This window comes from Periweissella cryptocerci, from assembly GCF_004358325.1.
Classification (GTDB): domain Bacteria; phylum Bacillota; class Bacilli; order Lactobacillales; family Lactobacillaceae; genus Periweissella; species Periweissella cryptocerci.
In genome coordinates, this window is the sequence record NZ_CP037940.1 from 125,369 (window position 1) to 142,962 (window position 17,594).

19 protein-coding genes and 1 riboswitch are annotated in these 17,594 nt (G+C 42.4%); of the genes, 4 read left to right on the forward strand and 15 right to left on the reverse strand.

Translation table 11 applies throughout. The annotated features are described in order from the left end of the window. Window positions 1–52 precede the first annotated feature (52 nt). Window positions 53–781 (forward strand): YwaF family protein, encoded by a 729-nt coding sequence (locus EQG49_RS00565; RefSeq protein ID WP_133362127.1) that lies wholly within the window; start codon window positions 53–55, stop codon window positions 779–781. A gap of 450 nt (window positions 782–1,231) precedes the next feature. Here EQG49_RS00565 and EQG49_RS00570 read toward each other — a convergent pair whose 3' ends face one another. From EQG49_RS00570 to EQG49_RS00615, 10 genes are all read right to left on the reverse strand, one after another. Continuing rightward, the gene (locus EQG49_RS00570) at window positions 1,232–1,921 is read right to left on the reverse strand and encodes a DUF6198 family protein (RefSeq protein ID WP_133362128.1); all 690 of its coding nucleotides are present in this window, start codon (window positions 1,919–1,921) and stop codon (window positions 1,232–1,234) included. Between the two features lie 33 nt (window positions 1,922–1,954). Next, window positions 1,955–2,533 carry an ECF transporter S component gene (locus EQG49_RS00575; protein ID WP_133362129.1) on the reverse strand — a complete coding sequence of 193 codons (579 nt, stop codon included), beginning with the start codon at window positions 2,531–2,533 and terminating at the stop codon, window positions 1,955–1,957. A 208-nt stretch (window positions 2,534–2,741) separates the two neighbouring features. Next, a riboswitch (FMN riboswitch) is annotated at window positions 2,742–2,867 on the reverse strand. Window positions 2,868–2,981: 114 nt separating this feature from the next. Continuing rightward, complete coding sequence (locus EQG49_RS00580) at window positions 2,982–3,812, reverse strand: alpha/beta fold hydrolase (RefSeq protein WP_133362130.1); 831 nt, start codon at window positions 3,810–3,812, stop codon at window positions 2,982–2,984. Between the two features lie 133 nt (window positions 3,813–3,945). Next, window positions 3,946–4,458 (reverse strand): TetR/AcrR family transcriptional regulator, encoded by a 513-nt coding sequence (locus tag EQG49_RS00585; protein WP_133362131.1) that lies wholly within the window; start codon window positions 4,456–4,458, stop codon window positions 3,946–3,948. Window positions 4,459–4,935: 477 nt separating this feature from the next. Then, on the reverse strand, window positions 4,936–5,694 hold the full coding sequence (locus tag EQG49_RS00590) for a pseudouridine synthase (RefSeq protein ID WP_133362132.1): 759 nt from the start codon (window positions 5,692–5,694) through the stop codon (window positions 4,936–4,938). Beyond that, window positions 5,694–6,377: an SMC-Scp complex subunit ScpB gene (gene scpB, locus EQG49_RS00595; RefSeq protein ID WP_133362133.1), complete on the reverse strand. Its 684-nt coding sequence runs from the start codon at window positions 6,375–6,377 to the stop codon at window positions 5,694–5,696. Before scpB ends, EQG49_RS00590 begins: the two co-directional genes overlap by 1 nt. A 27-nt stretch (window positions 6,378–6,404) precedes the next feature. Further along, on the reverse strand, window positions 6,405–7,181 hold the full coding sequence (locus EQG49_RS00600; protein ID WP_133362134.1) for a segregation and condensation protein A: 777 nt from the start codon (window positions 7,179–7,181) through the stop codon (window positions 6,405–6,407). Beyond that, entirely contained in the window at window positions 7,171–7,530 is a 360-nt protein-coding gene (locus EQG49_RS00605; protein ID WP_133362135.1) for an N-acetyltransferase, read from the reverse strand. Before EQG49_RS00605 ends, EQG49_RS00600 begins: the two co-directional genes overlap by 11 nt. 113 nt (window positions 7,531–7,643) lie before the next feature. Further along, a complete protein-coding gene (gene xerD / locus EQG49_RS00610) occupies window positions 7,644–8,537 on the reverse strand; it encodes a site-specific tyrosine recombinase XerD (RefSeq protein ID WP_133362136.1) in 894 nt (297 codons plus the stop codon). A gap of 2 nt (window positions 8,538–8,539) precedes the next feature. Then, entirely contained in the window at window positions 8,540–9,463 is a 924-nt protein-coding gene (locus EQG49_RS00615) for a CvfB family protein (RefSeq protein ID WP_133362137.1), read from the reverse strand. A gap of 241 nt (window positions 9,464–9,704) precedes the next feature. On the opposite strand from EQG49_RS00615, the gene trhA reads away from it, so the two are divergent. Together trhA and EQG49_RS00625 are read left to right on the forward strand one after the other, a co-directional pair. After that, entirely contained in the window at window positions 9,705–10,343 is a 639-nt protein-coding gene (gene trhA, locus EQG49_RS00620; protein ID WP_133364499.1) for a PAQR family membrane homeostasis protein TrhA, read from the forward strand. Between the two features lie 430 nt (window positions 10,344–10,773). Next, window positions 10,774–11,271 carry a VanZ family protein gene (locus EQG49_RS00625; protein ID WP_165964697.1) on the forward strand — a complete coding sequence of 166 codons (498 nt, stop codon included), beginning with the start codon at window positions 10,774–10,776 and terminating at the stop codon, window positions 11,269–11,271. A 76-nt stretch (window positions 11,272–11,347) separates the two neighbouring features. Here the strand turns inward: EQG49_RS00625 and EQG49_RS00630 are convergent, their stop codons facing one another. The 3 genes from EQG49_RS00630 to EQG49_RS00640 all read right to left on the reverse strand — a co-directional run bounded on the left by EQG49_RS00630 (window position 11,348) and on the right by EQG49_RS00640 (window position 13,176). Further along, window positions 11,348–11,737 (reverse strand): tautomerase family protein, encoded by a 390-nt coding sequence (locus tag EQG49_RS00630; RefSeq protein WP_133362139.1) that lies wholly within the window; start codon window positions 11,735–11,737, stop codon window positions 11,348–11,350. 569 nt (window positions 11,738–12,306) lie between these two features. Beyond that, window positions 12,307–12,531 carry a hypothetical protein gene (locus tag EQG49_RS00635; RefSeq protein ID WP_133362140.1) on the reverse strand — a complete coding sequence of 75 codons (225 nt, stop codon included), beginning with the start codon at window positions 12,529–12,531 and terminating at the stop codon, window positions 12,307–12,309. A gap of 246 nt (window positions 12,532–12,777) precedes the next feature. Continuing rightward, window positions 12,778–13,176 carry a MerR family transcriptional regulator gene (locus EQG49_RS00640; protein ID WP_133362141.1) on the reverse strand — a complete coding sequence of 133 codons (399 nt, stop codon included), beginning with the start codon at window positions 13,174–13,176 and terminating at the stop codon, window positions 12,778–12,780. Between the two features lie 128 nt (window positions 13,177–13,304). Here EQG49_RS00640 and EQG49_RS00645 point away from each other — a divergent pair, with 128 nt between their 5' ends. Further along, window positions 13,305–14,768: an MFS transporter gene (locus EQG49_RS00645; RefSeq protein WP_165964698.1), complete on the forward strand. Its 1,464-nt coding sequence runs from the start codon at window positions 13,305–13,307 to the stop codon at window positions 14,766–14,768. 475 nt (window positions 14,769–15,243) lie between these two features. On the opposite strand, the gene EQG49_RS00650 is transcribed toward EQG49_RS00645, so the two are convergent. Both EQG49_RS00650 and EQG49_RS00655 read right to left on the reverse strand, forming a co-directional pair. After that, window positions 15,244–16,824: a hypothetical protein gene (locus EQG49_RS00650; protein WP_133362143.1), complete on the reverse strand. Its 1,581-nt coding sequence runs from the start codon at window positions 16,822–16,824 to the stop codon at window positions 15,244–15,246. After that, window positions 16,817–17,581 (reverse strand): ABC transporter ATP-binding protein, encoded by a 765-nt coding sequence (locus tag EQG49_RS00655; protein ID WP_133362144.1) that lies wholly within the window; start codon window positions 17,579–17,581, stop codon window positions 16,817–16,819. Before EQG49_RS00655 ends, EQG49_RS00650 begins: the two co-directional genes overlap by 8 nt. Window positions 17,582–17,594: the final 13 nt, after the last annotated feature.

Consider the following 17,594-nt stretch of genomic DNA (forward strand, 5'->3'; position numbering starts at 1 on the left):
ATCCGGCTTACTTTGGTGTTAACAACTCAAACAAAGATAGGAGCGTGATATTATGCAATTTTTTAAGCAACTTGAAGCCTACAATAGCCACCCGCTACATCATGCGTTTGAATTAGGCCACTTAATTTGGTTATTAATATTATTTCTCGGGATCATTGGCCTCGTTAAACTCTATCTGCAACGCAATCAGACTCAGCGGCATCGAATGCTGTTATGGTTGACGGGTTTCTTGATGGTTGATCGAGTAATCGTCTTAGGCTCATCAATTTTGGCGCACGGTTTCTATTATCAGTGGCTACCAATCCAAATCTGTCCACTAATGATGATTTTAGCTTTTATTTATGTATTAAAACCAAGTCGTTTTGCGGGGGAAGTTTTGTTCACCATCGGGATTTTTTCACCAATGATGGCGCTCATTTTCCCCGACTGGCTAAAAGCACCCTACTTTAATTTTTATAGCGCCAACAGTTTTATCACGCATGCAATCTTAATCGCAGTCGTGTTGATGCTTGTCAAAGCCGGTGAAATCCAACCGAAATTGGGTGAGATTTGGATGCCAATTTTATTTGTATTAATTGGTTTACCAATTGTCACCTTCGCAAATGATCACTTGGGAATGAATTATTGGATGATTGCCAAACCATCCGTGGGTTCACCACTTGTTGGCATATACAATCACGTTGGGGCCGAATTTTATGTGCCAACAATTGTCTTAGCCGAAGTCTTAATTTGGATATTGCTATATACAATCTACGCCACAAATAATAAACCACGTGGCTGATTAAGTTTTTAAAGGTTTTACTTTTTCTAGCGTGAGATTGTCATTTCCGTACTTTTCAAGTATCGAATTACTGAAGTTCTATTGGTTCTCAGTTTTCTTTTCATGCTACTACGGCCAATGGTTGATAACTGTTTTTCGCTACTATCTTGAGCAATATTCCTAACTAACGGAGTGCCAGAAAATTGCTTGGCGGGCGCAGCCTTTACACCGCGACTGGGGGAATATGTGTGTAGCACATATTTCCGCTGAGGATAAGATGAGGACTCTAGGGAATTTATTCCCGTAGAGTCCCAGCTTGTCCGAACCTACCAAGAACGCACTTTGGCTTGGGAGGTTGCTTCCAGCGTGGTGCGCCAAGTAATTTACTGGCACGCAGTGGCCACTTTTACTCAATACCACGTCAGCCGAAAACACAAAAAAGAGGATTCCCGCAGGAGTCCTCTTTTTGTGTTATTTTTGTTTAATGGTGCCTAAGCGGTGCGTTAAGTGAGAAAATACGTGCTTGTCGCCCCAACCAATAATGGCGCCTTGGAATAAGAATGCGAATAAAGTCCCGATGTTAAACGCAACTACTTGCCCGCGGACTGCCCACAAAATCAGAATAACAACTAGCGGAATCGCAAAATTAGCAAGCTGCGCCTTAATTGCACTACCACCCAAATACTTGAAACGTAAGATATTGGTCATATCATCATTCGGGTGCAAAATGATATTAACCCGTTGATAGATTGAAACAGCCACAGCAACTAGAACTAAGCCGGCAATGTCAATTACTAAGCGCCAACCAAATGGTAAAGCGGTCACGCCAAAGTGACGGAAAAAATCAGCCCAGAGGCCAACGAAGTAGCCAAATGGCACGATGAACACTAAATTACCAATAATGCGCGGCCATTCAATATGTCCAAGTAGTACGGTGTTCAAAATGACGACGGCCAATCCGTAGACAATTAGAATCACGCTGATACTCCAACCCGAGGCTGCTGCGATATTGGCAGCTGAGGCAGTCCACATAGCACTACCCGCGTTGCAAGCAACGGTTAACCCATTACCAAAAGTATTCACCGCCAGTGAAATGATTAGGTAAAACGCCATTTCACGTACCGAGAGTTTCCGTTCTGTTCCATTGCTTGTTTCATACATTAGTTTGATGCGCCTTCTTCCTGTGGAGCGAGATTAAAACTGTTGCTTTTGTCGTTTGATGTAGCCGAGCATTGGGAATAAAACAAGTCCAGATACTAATGACAAAGCAACACCTTGTATTAAGTTAAATGGTAATACAATTCCGACCAAATATTTTGAAAAAGGTCCAACACTGAAGTGCGCGAAGATTTCGTACAAAGGAATTGCATACACCCAGTTCAAGAATGCCATCACAACGGTTAATACTAACGTGCCGACAATTGAACCCAAAATGTATTGTGAAACCTTGATATCTTCACTCTTGCGAATGAACAACCAAATTCCAGTAATGAAAAGTCCCATCGCAACGATGTTCATGGGCATACCAATCCAATCATTTACCCCGCTGTTATTAATCAGCATCTTAAGGATTGAGCGGATAACTAAGATTGTTAACGCGCTTGGTAAACCTAACATTGCCATCCCGATGATAACAACGACGACCGAAAAATCAAGGCTCATGAAACCGAACATTGGAATTTTCGGAAAAATCATCAGAACTGCGGATAAAGCGGATAAAAGTGCAATCACAACTAAACGACGAGTACTTGAAACGCTGGAAACTTTTTGCATGATAAAACCATCCTTTGTGGCATCATCTTCTGGTCTGGTGTTTTTGTAATAACACGACAAACTATCTTATTGCAATCTTTAAACGGGTTGCAAAAATGCGTCCCGATTGTAATAAAAAAATCCCCTTTTGCTTAAGCTACCACCTAATTTTACTTAGGCATAACTTTTTCAGCACAAAAAGAGATTGTCATTTGTCTATTACAAATAAACCAATCTTCTATATACCTGACTTTAACAGTCGGTTCTGGAATTACACCAGATCAGCTCGAAACGAATTTCGAGGTCGCGGACTTTAACCACCGGTCGGGATTTACACCCTGCCCTGAAGATTACTGCATATTTAATTCTTACTTATTGTAAATGATACTTATGAGTTATGTCAACACTTTCGTGAAAATGCCGACGTAACCTGGCTAGTTTTAGCTGTTACAGTTACCTTACGACCTGATTACTTGGTCAAAACAGCAATCAACGTCGTCGCAAACTCAATTGGCTTTTGCGCATATCCAAGGTGCGCGCCAGGTATTGCTTGAACTGGTACACCAATCGTTTCGCCAATTGCGTGGGTAATGGCTTGCGGCAAGAAACCAATCGAGTCGGTTCCGTTCAACAAGACCACTTTTTCACGGTTGTCAGCGAAAATTTGCCAGTCAATTGTTTGACCCGTGTATTGCAAAACTTCGTACTTCAACCAGTACAACATTGGTTGCAACTTAGCTGGGTCTGGTGCGACATTAGGATCCATCCCCATCATTTGAGCGTCCAAAGGTGCTACGTGCATATCAGCGAAGAGACTTTGAATTAAGCCAAAGTTTCCCTTCAACGCTTTATCAACTAATGCTACTTGGTTGGCAAAATCAGCTCGGTTTTCAGCAGTCACGGTCATGATTGGTGATTCATGAATGGCAATCCTAGCAAATTGATCAGGTGCCAAAGTAAATGCTTGTTCCGCGACAATTGAACCTGAACTCGTCCCAAATAAATAACTAGGTGCATCTGGGCTAAATTCCTTGGCCAATTCAAGCACGTCATTGGCATCAGTTAGTAAACGATAACGATTATCGTAATCTGCCGCTTCAGCTGGCAATGGATTAGTCAAGACGCTAGCGCCATAACCACGCCGGTCATAAGTAATCACGGTAAATTTAGCTGCTAAGATAGCAACGACACCTCGGAAAATATCACCAGTACCGTTCGCACCCGGAACTAAAATTAAGACTGGCCCTTGACCATTCTTTTCAACGTTTAAAATTGTATTATCCGCGGTTTTAAATTGCATGTGTTTCACTTCCTTTATTTGATAAATCCATTGTAATCGGGATTTATCTTCCAAGGAAGTACAACAAACGCCAAAAGTGTCCCACTTCAAAAGACCCCATCGCCAAATTCTAGGCGGTGAACGGGGCCATGATTTATAAGCTGGTTAATTCATTGTGATATTTCGCCATTTGTTGTGGTGTGGGCGGATTCGTTTCACCAAGCCACCATTGGACAAGGCTAATTTGACCACCGATTAAGAATTCAGCGCGAATCCGTGCTGGAATCGAATTGGGCCTCGTTGCCAGTAGCTGCATATAGTTATTAAGCACCACTGTATATAGACGTGTACTAAATTCCGGCCAAGGCCGATTCTTAAGAAATGACTGTAACAAGATGCGATTTTCGGTGGCATATTCATAAAATTTCAGAAAATCAGTATTATCGGTTTCGCCCATCGCAAATTGCCCGAGAATATCGTCCAACATGGTAGCTTGCAGCCAATCGTAAAAATCATCCAAATTCAGAAAATGCCGATAAAAGGTAGAACGCCCCACTTCGGCCTGCCGCACAATATCTTGCACTGTAACGTTGTTGAGTTCTTTACGCACCAAAACTTCAGCTAATGCCTGTTTCAAGTACTTTAAACTTACTGCAGATTGTGGCATGACGCCCTCCTTTCATAATAACAAAAACGGTTCGATTTATTCGCGTGGCCTTGTCGTTTCCGTACTTTTCAATCATCGAATTACTAAGGTTCTATTTTCAGTGTTTGTTCCATGCTACTGCGACCCATAGTTGGTACCTGTTTTTCGCTAGTTTGAGCATTATATCTAACTAACGAAGTGGCGGTAAATTACTTGGTGGGCGTAGCCTTTACACCACGACTGGGGTGATATGTGTGAAACACATGTCGCCGCTGAGGGTAAGCTGAGGAGTCTTAGGAATTTATTCCTTAGAGTCCCAGCTTATCCGAGTTGTTCAAGACCGCACTTTGGCTTGAACATGTGCTTCCAGCGTGGTGCACCAAGTAATTTACTGACACGTAGTGACCAATATTATTCAATCCCATATCAGACGAAGTAGAGCAAAAAAGTGCTAACAGACTCACATCTACTAACACCTAATCTATATGCACTTTAGTATTACAAACGTCCTTGACGCTTCACGTTAGCTTTACCAGCTAGGAAAGCATCGACTTCTTCGCGACGCAATTTGCGGGCTTCACCGACTGATAAACCATCTAATGTTAAGAAACCATAACTCTCACGACGCAAGCCAACAACTTCGTGACCAATTGCCTTGAACATGTTCTTAACTTGGTGGTTACGGCCTTCGTGAATCGTGATTTCAACCAAAGTTGTGGTCTTGTCTTTGTCAGCACCTTTTTTAGTGTTCAAAATTTTTGTGCGTGCTGACTTGGTTTTCTTGCCGTCAAGCATAATCCCGTGACGTAATGATTCGAGCTCATCGTTGGTTGGGATACCCTTAACCTTAGCAGTATAAGTCTTTTCAACTTCATACTTAGGGTGAGTCATGAAGTTCATGAAGTCCCCGTCGTTTGTCAAAATAATCGCACCAGTTGTATCGTAGTCTAACCGACCAACTGGGTAAATGCGTTCATCGACGTCTTGGAGTAAGTCGACAACGGTTTTCCGACCCTTTTCGTCCTTGGCGGTTGAGACAACCCCACGTGGTTTGTAGAGCAAATAGTAAACTTTCTTTTCTGAGTGTTCAATTGGTTGTCCATCGACTTCGATTTTGTCGTTTGGTTCAACCTTGTAGCCGAGTTCTTTCATGACTTGGCCGTTAACTTTCACACGGCCAGCGGTAATAATTTCTTCAGATGCTCGACGTGATGCAATCCCAGCTTGGGCCATCACTTTTTGTAGACGATCTGCCATTAATTTAATTCCTCATTATTTTCATTATCTGTGTATTCGGTTGTGGCTTCTAACGTGGCATCGCCATCCATCAATGGATTTTCGGCGGTCGTTTCTAAGCCCGCATTACTCAACCGATTGTTAAATGCGGCCAAGAATAAGTCACCCGTCATCTGCTCGTTATCCAACAAATCACCCATTTCCGTCAATTGTGGTAATTCATCAATACTGGTTAAACCAAAGTAGTTTAAGAAGTAGTTTGATGTGCCATACATGATTGGGCGCCCCGGTTCATTTTTACGACCGATGTCGGTAATCAAATTGCGTAATTGCAATTTTTGAATCATTGAACCGGATTGGACACCGCGGATTTCGTCAATTTCAACCCGGGTCACTGGTTGGCGATACGCAATAATTGCGAGGACTTCGAGTGACGCTTGTGAGAGTGACGTTGAGAGTGGTGTTTCAAAGTAACGCTTAATCAACGCACCGAGGGCTTGTTTGGTCGCGAAACGAAAGATATTGTCGTTTGTGAGTAACTCAAAACTGCAGTCGGCATCTTCGTTGTATTTAGTAGTCAAAGTTTCAATCATGGCTTGAATTGCAGGTCGGGCGAAACCAGTTAGCGTGGCTAAATTGCCCAAGCTAATCCCTTCATCCCCCGCTACAAATATCAAACCCTCAATTTGTGCTAAGTTCGTCAAAATTTCATTCCTCATGTTCAAGGTAAGTTAGTTGTTTTCAGCTTCGTCGTCATCCATGTCAAAATCTTCGTGATCACCTTCAAAAATGGTAATTTCACCACCATCCGTTGTTTGTTGCAACTGGAGTTTGTGGTGTTTGGTCATTTCGAGGATGGCCAAAAATGTGGTGACCATTTCATCAGCAGTCCGATCATTGGCAAAGAGACTTGTGAAGGTAAAGCCATCGGGATTTGCTTGTAAGTGATGCAAAATCAACGCTGTCTTTTCCGCAATCGTGAAGTTTTCGGCTTGGACAGTCGTCGCAATTGGCCGATTATCGTGATTACGTTGCAGCATTGCCATAAAGGCGTGGTGTAAATCATCGAGTTGGACACCTGGGGCAACGATTTCTAAATCCAAATCAGCGGGCACACTCATTGGTGCGCGTGAAAATTGCTGTTGCCGCGCGGCTTCACGTTCATGCAGTTTTGACGCAGCATCTTGGTACTGGCGGTATTCTAACAATTGGTCAACCAGTTGTTGCCGGGGATCTTCATAAACTTCATCCCCCGTTGTTTCATCAAATGTTGGCTGTTGTGGTAACAAGTAACGGGATTTGATTTGCATTAGACTAGCTGCCATCACTAAGTATTCACCAGCGATGTCGAGTGACAATTGTTGTTCGTGCAAGAACGTCATATATTGTTCAGTGATTTCGACGATGGGAATATCATAGATGTCCATCTCGGCCGACTTAATTAGGTGAAGCAACAAATCAAGTGGGCCTTCAAAATCAGTTAATTTAATTTGTAATTCATTTGGCATGTGATTTTCTCCAGGCGTTGACGATGCGTTGACCGGCAATTGTGCCCATCAACGTTTCTTCCGGATACATATCAATTAGGGCATCTAAGACTTGGAACATGTATTGCCCATCTCGTAAACTTGGCGTTAATGAGATTTGTCGCAATAGCATCACGCCGCGTGTATGTTCAACCCCAACGATTGCTGTAAAGTGCTGATCGGCATCGCGCCATAAGAATAGTTCGCGATTGTCAGAGGCCGCATACCAATCAAATTCATCTTGCAGGTGATGCATGTCACGTAAGCCAGGTACGAATGATAGTAAGCCCATCGCAACTTTTTTATTATCTTCTCGATATTTTACTAACATGACTCCCCTTTGAAATATTATTGGTTCGGTTGCTGTATGTGGGCACGGATACGATACTGCGTCTGAAACCACGTACAACTAACCGAGGCAAAATTCAGTATTTACTACTGGCGTTAAGCTCGCGGGTGCGTACGCCGGTAGACCGCGTTGGCACGTTCGTTTGTGATGTGCGTATAGATTTGTGTGGTTGATATATCTGAGTGCCCTAATAACTCTTGGACAATCCGTAAATCAGCCCCATTTTCCAAAATATGCGTGGCAAATGAGTGACGCAACGTGTGCGGTGACACGTCTTTGGTGATTCCTGCCGCTGCGACAATTTGCTTGATAATCTTCCAAATTCCTTGGCGCGTTAACTGGTGGCCGTGGTCATTTAGAAACAAATATGGACTCGTTGTGCCCTTTAATTGAGTTGGGCGCACGTTGGCGTAATACTTAGCGACCCACTCCATTGCTAAGTCCCCAATTGGTACGATGCGTTCTTTATCACCCTTACCAATGGTTTGTAGCAAACCAAGTTCAAAGTGTAAATCTGAAATCTTGAGGTTCACAATTTCAGACACCCGCAGCCCAGTCGCATACATCACTTCAAGCATTGCCCGATTACGCACACCCAGTGGCGTATCAGTTTTCGGTGTTGCTAAAATCAATTCCACATCGGCGACACTCAACACATCTGGTAAGTGTTGCTTTTTTTTCGGCATGCTCACCTTTTGCATCGGATTAGTCGTGATGTAATTCATTTTCATTAAATATTGAAAGAACTTGCGTAACGATGTAACCATGTGAATCCGGGTATTTTCAGAGTTACCGTGTTCTTCGAGATATTGCAGCAAATTAACAATCATAAAATTATCAACTTGGGTTAAGTCAGTGCGTTTAATACTAACTAAGTAGTCGTTAAACTTCATGAGGTCTTGCTGGTAACTTTTAATTGAATTAGCGGCGAGGCCCCGTTCGACTTTGACATATTGCAAATACTCGGCAATTAACTCGGTCGTCTTCATGATTAATCCTGGGCTGGTGTTTCAGTTGGTTCAGCTGATGCGGTTGCACTAGCAGGTTCACCGACTAATTTTAAAACGCCGTCTTCTTCAATTGCTTTGCGTTGCTTCATCAAGTTACCCACGGCACGCTTGAATTGGCCTTTTGAGATACCGAAGTAGTCTTTAATTGCTTTTGGATCACTCTTATCGGTAAATGGTAACGTGTGCGTTTGGCTGTGTTCGAGTAATGACAACAACATTTGTGCATCTTCACTAATCGCTTCAAATGCGCGGGGCTTTAAACTTAAGTTCAACAAGCCATCAGGACGCACACCGATAACGCGCGCGTCGACCACTTGACCTAAACGTGGTTCAACGACCCGTTCGTCAGGGTGTACAAATCCCATGTAGTAATCTTCAGTTAATACAAAAGTCCCAACCATCTTCAACCGGAAAACAGTTGCTTTGATGTTTTGGTTCTTCAAGTCTGGTGAGGCTTTCAAAGTAACGGCCCGAAAAATTGATTCATCCGCTAACTTAGCCCACAAACGGCCTTTGTTATCGACTTCCAAACTAACCATCAACTTGTCACCCTTTTGAGGCCACAATGAAGGAATCGTTGGCAAACTATCAATTGAGACGACAATGTCTTTGTTAGGTAAGCCAATATCAACGAAGACGCCTAAATCTCGCCGTTGGGCCACAACTTCACCCCACGCATAGTGCGCAATTTGAACTTTAGGGACGTTACGCGTGATTTGCATATCGTGGTTATTAGTTTCATAAGCAAAACCAGTAATTAAACCACCGATGTGGAGTTCCTTACCTTCTGCTTCCATTTCACTCTTCAACAATTGAAAAGTGGTTCCTTTGGTTTGTACAAAGTAGTATTTGTCATTAGAATCAATGACCTTGGCTTGAATAACACGTCCAAGAAGTTCGTTCATATTAATTTCCTCTTCTATCCGCTGACTAAACCGTGATTGGTCCTCGAGGTCAGCATAATCCATTCAGTATTATAGCATGGATAGTTTACATAACCCAATATTTTTTATCAGCAAAATGCCTATTTAACGCCGATTTCAGCATTTAACACCCCTTTCATGAGATTAACTAGTTTACAAGACTAGATGAACTAGGTTATACTAACTTCAACAATACAAAGAAAACGGGGAAAAAGTTATGGATATGCGGGAAAGTAAACACTATCAAATCGTTTACGAAGTTTGGAATGCGATTACACACGGGGTTGGATTTATTGCGGCGGTCGCAGGATTTGTCATCCTACTAGTCCACGAATCTGGCTTGGGACGGAGTTCATTTGCAATGACGGCCTTTGCAATTTACGGGGCGACCGTTTGTTTCTTCTTGTTGATGTCAACGTTGTTTCACTCACTAGTCTTCACCAAAGCCAGTCACGTCTTCCAAATTTTTGATCATGCCGGCATTTTCTTGGTTATCTTTGGCTCATACACGCCCTATTGTTGGTTAGCAATGGGTGGCACGCAAGGTTGGGTAATTTGGTCCGTGATTTTAGGCATGACGGTTGCCGGTATCTTATATGAAATTTTCTTTGTCGGTCGTTGGCTGTGGTTGTCAGTGATTATCTACATTGTCATGGGTTGGATGATTGTCATGGCGATGCCCACTTTATGGCATTCAATTAGCCACACTAGCTTCTGGCTCCTGTTAGCCGGCGGAATTACGTACACGGTTGGAGCGGGAATTTATTCAATCAAACGCATTCCCTTTGGGCACGTGTGGTGGCACTTGTTTGTGCTTGGTGGCGCGGCATTAATGTACCTCTCGATTTACTTAAGCGTTTAAACATATTGCTGGGGATGAGACAAATTATGTCTTGTCCTCTTTTTTTGCTGTGTTTCGTCTGACGTGGGATTGAATAAACTTGGCCACTGCGTGCCTGGGTAGAATGAACAATACTTCGCAAAAAAAGCCCAAAATATTTGAAGTCACCCGTGGCTTTTCAAATTCATTAGACTCACATAGCGCGGCTTTTCAAATATTAAGTGACCAGTACCAATAATATCTTAACAAACAATAAGCACACATGCCCCAATGTTGCGATACTTGTGCCTAAAGACGGGAGTGATATAATAGAACAATGCTAATTAATAATACATATATAAATCCGCGTGCATTGACTGCCACCTGGCCCTTTGTGGTCTTATGGTTATTATTTGTTGTGGTGTATAAGTGGCGAACGGGCAAACACTGGTCGGATCTTTCTTTGATTGCGATGATCATTTTCAGCTTTTATATTACCAAAGTTATGAGTATGACGATGCTACCAATCTTCATTTATCATTTCTGGTATGTTGGGGACATGTTTGGCTTTGGGCAACAGGTTGATTTTGTGCACTTGAATCCGGTGCGGGCATTTGATTATTTTCCGAGTTGGTTCTGGTTTGAGCAATTCTTCGGTAACTTTATCATGCTAACCCCATTTGGAATCATGGCGCCGTATGTCTTTCCCCGTCTGCGCAAATTATGGCAAGTTGGGTTGCTGGCGTTTGGTGTTTCGTTAAGTATTGAAACCTATCAATTTGTCTTCAGTTACTTCTATATCACAGCGCGGTATTTTGAAACGAGTGACTTAATCTTAAATACGACTGGTGCCCTGATTGGTTTTGGCATCTGGCGGTTAGTGATGCGTCATAGTCAGCATGTCCATCACTTGTATGAACACCGCTTGGCAAATGAACCACAGTATTTACGGGATTTGTTCAACAAATAATTATTTCTATCATAAACACAAATAAAATAACCGCCCATCGAAATTAATCGGTAGGCGGTTATTTAGTTATGCTATTTTAGAGGCGCCCGGTTAAAAATTGGGCTTCCCCATCGCCAAAGCTCCAGTCTTCATCACTATTAGTGACTAAGTTAATCATGATATCGTTTCCAGCAATCCCGAGATCTGCTTGATATCGACGCGCCAATTCACGGTAGAACGTTGTCTTTTGTTCGGTAGTCCGGGGACGTGTGCGGATTGATAACAAGACAAATTTGGCAGAACGTTCGTAACCCAACCCAGTGTCTTCCATGATGAATTCTTCCGGTTCATGCTGCGTAACAATCTGATAGCGATCGCCCAACGGAGCCCCGAAGGCTTCCAGCATTACTTCATACGTGACATCAAGTAATTGCTTAATTTCAGGCTTATCCCATCCTTTATATAAATCAAAACGTAGTAATGGCATTAGTTGTCCCTCGATTTCATATATTTTCTAATTGATTAAATTGTAACACACATCAACCTGCACTTTAAAATGCGCTACACCGCACCGTTTACTAACATTTCGCCTTAGTTGCTACTCGCCATCAATCGGCTAGATTTTTTCTAGCGTGAAATTGTCGTCCTTTTTAATCATCGAATTACTGAGCTTCTATTGTCAGTGTTGTTTTCCATGCTACTACGGCCGGTGTTTGGAAGATGAGGAGTCTTAGGAATTTATTCCTTAGACTCCCAGCTTGTCCGAGTTGTTCAAGACAGACATCCAGCCTGCAAGGCTAATCTAATCGCGTTAGGATTAGATTCAGTATTTTGTGCGACAAAATGCTGGGATATTTTGCGTTGCCGGTTCGCAGGCATAAGCACAGACTGGCTTGAACATGTGCTTCCAGCGTGGTGCGCCAAGTAATTTACTGGCACGCAGTGGCCAATTCTATGCAATCCCACGTCAGACGGAATCGAAACAAAAAAGCCACCTTTTTATCGGTAGCTAAGTGGGAATCAAAAATTTAAATAAGTGATTCACGCGCACGCGCATTAGGCGATTTCAGCTTGTTCTTGGTTACCGACAGCTTCCATCTTCGCAAATGAAATGATGGCACGGCCAGCTAAATCGATAGCGTTCCAGTGATCTTCGTCATGGCGTTCCATGATAGTTACCATTGCTGAGTTTTCGTATTTCTTTTCGATACGACCGATGAAGTCATGCTCCATGTTTCCGTTTGCGGCACAAAGTACCAAATCATTAAGTTCAAAATCCATTATATATATCCTCTTTCGTCTTTGTTTTATTTTGTCCGATACGCAAATTCAGCTTTCAACGAATTGAAATGATTTGCTCGATGGGATAAGAATAACAAGACGAAAGCGTTTTCACAAGCGTATTCATTGACTTTTCAAACAGTTCACGAAATAGTCACAATTGCCTTTAACTTCCATTTTCAAGGCATATTTTCTTCACTATTAATTAACTGTCCGGTCGGATTATGCTATCAATTGGTTCATATTTTAATTTTGGGCACCGGTATTATATTTGGTCTCACTTACAGCTTTGGTCAGTTGTTCATCAAGTAATTGGGTATGGCGGTCAATTTTATATAGTAGAAACTCATGGGTTTGTTGCAAATCAGCTAATTGCTGTTCAATTTTTGCGAGTTGTTTGGTCAATAAATCGATATGGAACTGCTGGTCATCGGGCGTAGTGAAAATTTGTTTGATCTCCGCAAGTGATAACCCCGTCCGACGATAGTGGGCAATCGCATTAATCCGCCGAATAGCTTGCTCATCGTATTCACGAATTCCTTTTGAGTTCCGGGGCACAGACACTAAACCTTCTTTTTCGTAGAATCGCAATGTATATGCACTAATGCCAAATTCAGCGCTGATACTTGATATTGATTTTGTCATTTTTTTACCCACTTTCACCCCGCTAAACAGGATTTTGCAATTAATTTAAAATTGTTGGTTGACTTAGAGTCACTCTAACAAAGTATTATAAATCCTGCACAGCAAATATGAAAGCAGGAAATAAGCAAATGAATTCAAGACAAATGAAAATGGCGGGCTTTGCGTTCTTATTAAGTAACGTATTAGCCGGTTTGGATGGCACGATTGTGGCGACCGCCTTACCCGCGATTGTTTCAGATTTACATGGGATTGCGCTGATGAGTTGGATTATTACCGCCTACATGCTCTTTATGGCAGTCAGTGCCCCTATTTGGACTAAGCTCTCAGAACGTTTTGGTCAAAAAACAATTATGCAAGTTGGGACAACTCTCTTCATTCTCGGCTCAGTCATTGGTGGTTTTGCCGGTAATATCATTACATTAATAATTGCACGGGCGATTATTGGAATCGGGGCGGGTGCAATGTTGCAGTTACCGTTTGTCATTTATGGCTCGATGTACGCACCAGCTGAGCGACGCCTAGTTATCGGGCGGGTATTAGCAGCATACTCAATGGCATCAATTGTCGGTCCGTTGTTAGGTGGTTGGTTCGTGGATATTGCTAGTTGGCGTGCAACTTTCTTTATCAGTTTGCCAATTGGGATATTGATGATGGTTCTAGTCGGAATTTACTTCAAGCAAGTTGATTTCAAACCAAATCTGCATAGAATTGACGTTCCGGGTGCCTTAACGCTAGCGTTGATGGTCATTAGTCTCATGATGGCGATGCAGTCATTAAGTCAAACTGTTATCGCTTGGCACATACTAGTTATCTGGTTTGTTTTAGCATTAATTAGTGGGATTGCGTGGTGGCAGATTGAATTGCACGCCGGTAATCCAATTGTGCCCTTGCACCTCTTTAAAAATCGGTCATTTATAAGTAAAGTTTTTGTTTCATTTTTCCAATATGGCTTTTTTGGTTTTTATACGAACTATCTGCCAACTTGGTCACAAGGTGTCCTTGGTACAACCGCAACGGTCGCTGGATTCGTGTTAATCCCATCATCCATCGCAATGATTCTATATGGCCGGATGCAAAGTCGCTTAGAAGCGCGCTTTAGTGAGCAACAAATGATTCGTAATGGCTTATTGCTAATGATTTTTGGTGGGCTTGTGCTAGTCTTGACCCCTCATTCGACGTTAATCCTGTTGCTTGTCTTAGCGGGAATATTTGGTTTAGGGACGGCCATGGTGAATAATACCATTCAAGTTGCCACCCAAGAAGCCGTCGCACCAACTGAAATTGGGGCCGCAACTGCCTTGAATTCTTTAATTCGCACCCTTGGGACAACGATGTTGGTCTCGACATTTGCTTTAGCGATGAACCGGGTTAACGCGCATGGAATCCAACATACTAAAGGTGTAACAACTAATCTTATGAATAAAATCACTGATGCAACCGCCGCCCGCCAATTGTCTCCCGACATTGTACCGGTTTTGCGTAACTTGCTACACAGTGGTTTGACGATGATTGCACTACTCGCCACCATTGCAGTGATTATTTCGTTGGTGATTAATTGGAAAGATCCGTGGCAGAAACCGGGACAAAATTAAAATTGTTAGGTTAGATGATTTGAGACCAGCGCGACAAATTTCTTTCACACGATATAAATTTCATCTTGATGCCCAATAAAAGAACGGGGCTGGGACATAACTTGTCCAGCCAGCAAAATAAGCCGGATTTCTCCTTATTGTGTAAGGTAGAAATCCGGCTTATTAACGTGGAACAAAAGGCTGCAACCATTGATATAACTCACTTAATTCATCACCACGTTCGCTTTGCTCACTATCGCTGACGAATTAAGTTTCATTATATCAAGGTTGCAAAACACCTTTTGTCCCACTTCCGTTAAATCCAGTCAGCTACTCCTGATTAAAGTTAACCTTTTTGTGGTATTTTCCACACTAAAAAAGCCACAAAACCAAACTGCATTTTGTAGCTTTCTAAAAATTGACTCTATTACATCTGACGTGGGATTCTCATTGCTGTACTTTTGTTTAAGCGTACTCATATATCATAGAATATACTTTAATCAACAAACTGTTGCCAAAAATGTTTTTGGTAGTGGCGATAAACGATAAACGCGCCAACTAGGATTGCTGCAAATATTGCCACATTAATGGGTAAATTAATCACCTTGAGCGCGACAGGAATTGCATATAGTGTAATTAATATCCCGCCCCCGAAGACTTCAGCCATGAGTATGAGCATGGTTTTAGTTGAACCGCCGCGTGAAAATAGTTGGGAAACGTTAGTCCAAGTCAAATTGCGCAGCCGGTAATCACGGGCAAAGTAATACGAACTACCAAGCAACGCCCCAACAATTGCGCCAACGATGAGCATCCCAATTAAGAAGATTGGTAGCTTTAAAAAGATGGCGGTCGCTGTTAACACAATGGCAGTGACCACTATTTGGATTGCAAAACTAAAATTGAATTTCAGTTTTAAATACTTGGATTGGCTAATCGGCAATGCCAAGAAATACGCGTAATTATCCCGGTCGAGCGAAATAATATTAGCTGCCAGACTCCCCTGGTTAGCGGACATTAGACTAAACACAATCCCAACCACGAAACAGACTCCAAAGTATGTGTAACTTAGCTGATGAAAGTTTAACGCCGAAGTTGTCGTTATGCTGATTACCATAATCATTGGTAGCAAAATGGTCTGCGAAATAACTTGCATGAGTAACGACGGGTTCTTGATGAGGCTGAAATTATAGCGCACCAATTGCTTGGTCAAACTATCACCTTGGTGGCCCGCACGTGGTAACTTAGTTTTAGCGCTTGTCATGGGTTTAGTTTCAGTGTCATAAAGCTTGGGGATAATTGATTTAATTATTATCCAACCCGCACCCCCAAGAAAAACAAGCATGACCAGTAGTGTCAACAAACTCTTAAGCATTAATGGATGCACTAAGACCCATTGTAACGGAATAAAAGGACCAATGACGGCCGGATCATCACCTTCACCGCTCGTTGTGCGATTTATCAGGACAATTCCACCAACCACTAAAATCATTGGTGCGGCTAATAAAATGGTTGTTAAGCTTTTTTTGAAGCGTTGGAACACCTTTGTTTGAGTCAAACCAAAAACTAAAAGCGTACTGAATACGAGTAAATCAGCCATAAATAGCATAAAAATCACTAGCGCCAGTGGTATACCGAGTATCACGGTATAATTAGCCCGCATGGCTGTCAGGATAAATAAGGGCAGCGATGGTAGTAAATACGCCATCATGGCACTAACCACCACGGCTAATTTGGCCGTAAAAATCGTCCTTTGTGATATTGGTAGTGGTAGATACGCTTCCAAATCGTGCGCTTCGAAAAAAACATTTTGCACCGCCGAAATACTCTGTGAGAATCCTAGTAAGGTATACAACGCTAAGTAAAACGTAAACAAGCCCGGATGTTGGCTGAAATTAATCGGTAGCATCATGAAAACGTATGCTATCAATAATGCTACACTGGTGAACATCATTTGGCTTAGTAAGTATTTTATTAGCTTACGCCCGTATTTGCCTTTTTCACGGGCCTTTGTGGTGAGTTGTGGATTTGCGTATATCAAATTAATTTTGAATAAATTACTGAACTGCCTTCTATTCATGCGTAAGCGCCTCGCTCGCCATCGTCGCCGCATCATTGCCATGACGCCCCGCCATTTGGAGGTAGATGGTTTCAAGTGATTCCGTCGGTTGTGTGGCCAATAAGTCAGTCATCGTACCGTTGTAGATTAACTCGCCCTTTTTCAAAATTGCAATTTCATCACAGATTTCTTGGGCCGTATCTAAAACGTGGGTTGAAAAAATGACTGTCTTGCCCTTGGCCGCATGTGCTTTCATCAACGCCTTCAAATCAAAGGCGGCTTGGGGATCCAATCCCTGAATTGGTTCATCTAAAATCCAAATATCAGGGTCAGAAAGCAGTGCCCCAATAATCATCGTTTTTTCGCGCATCCCGTGGGAAAATTCCGCAATCGTTTCATTTTCTTTGCCGTTTAAATCAAATAAGGTCACCAATTCATCCAGTCGTTTAGCTTGATAATCAGGTGCTAGTTCATAAGCAGCGCCAATTAATTGCCAGTATTCGTTAGGCGTCAATTGGAGAAATATGTCTGGTGAGTCTGCCACGTAGCCAATGCGCCGTTTAATCGCTAACCGTTCAGTTGCTAAATCAACGCCGTCAAACTCGATTGAGCCGTGAGTTGGTTGGATAATGCTAACTAAGCTTTTAATCACTGTCGATTTACCAGCACCATTGTGTCCCAGCAGGCCAAAAATTTGACCACTCTTTATTGATAAATTTAAATCTTTGAGCGCGGCTTGTTGTCCATACATTTTATTGACATGCTTTAATTCAATCATTGCTCACTTCACT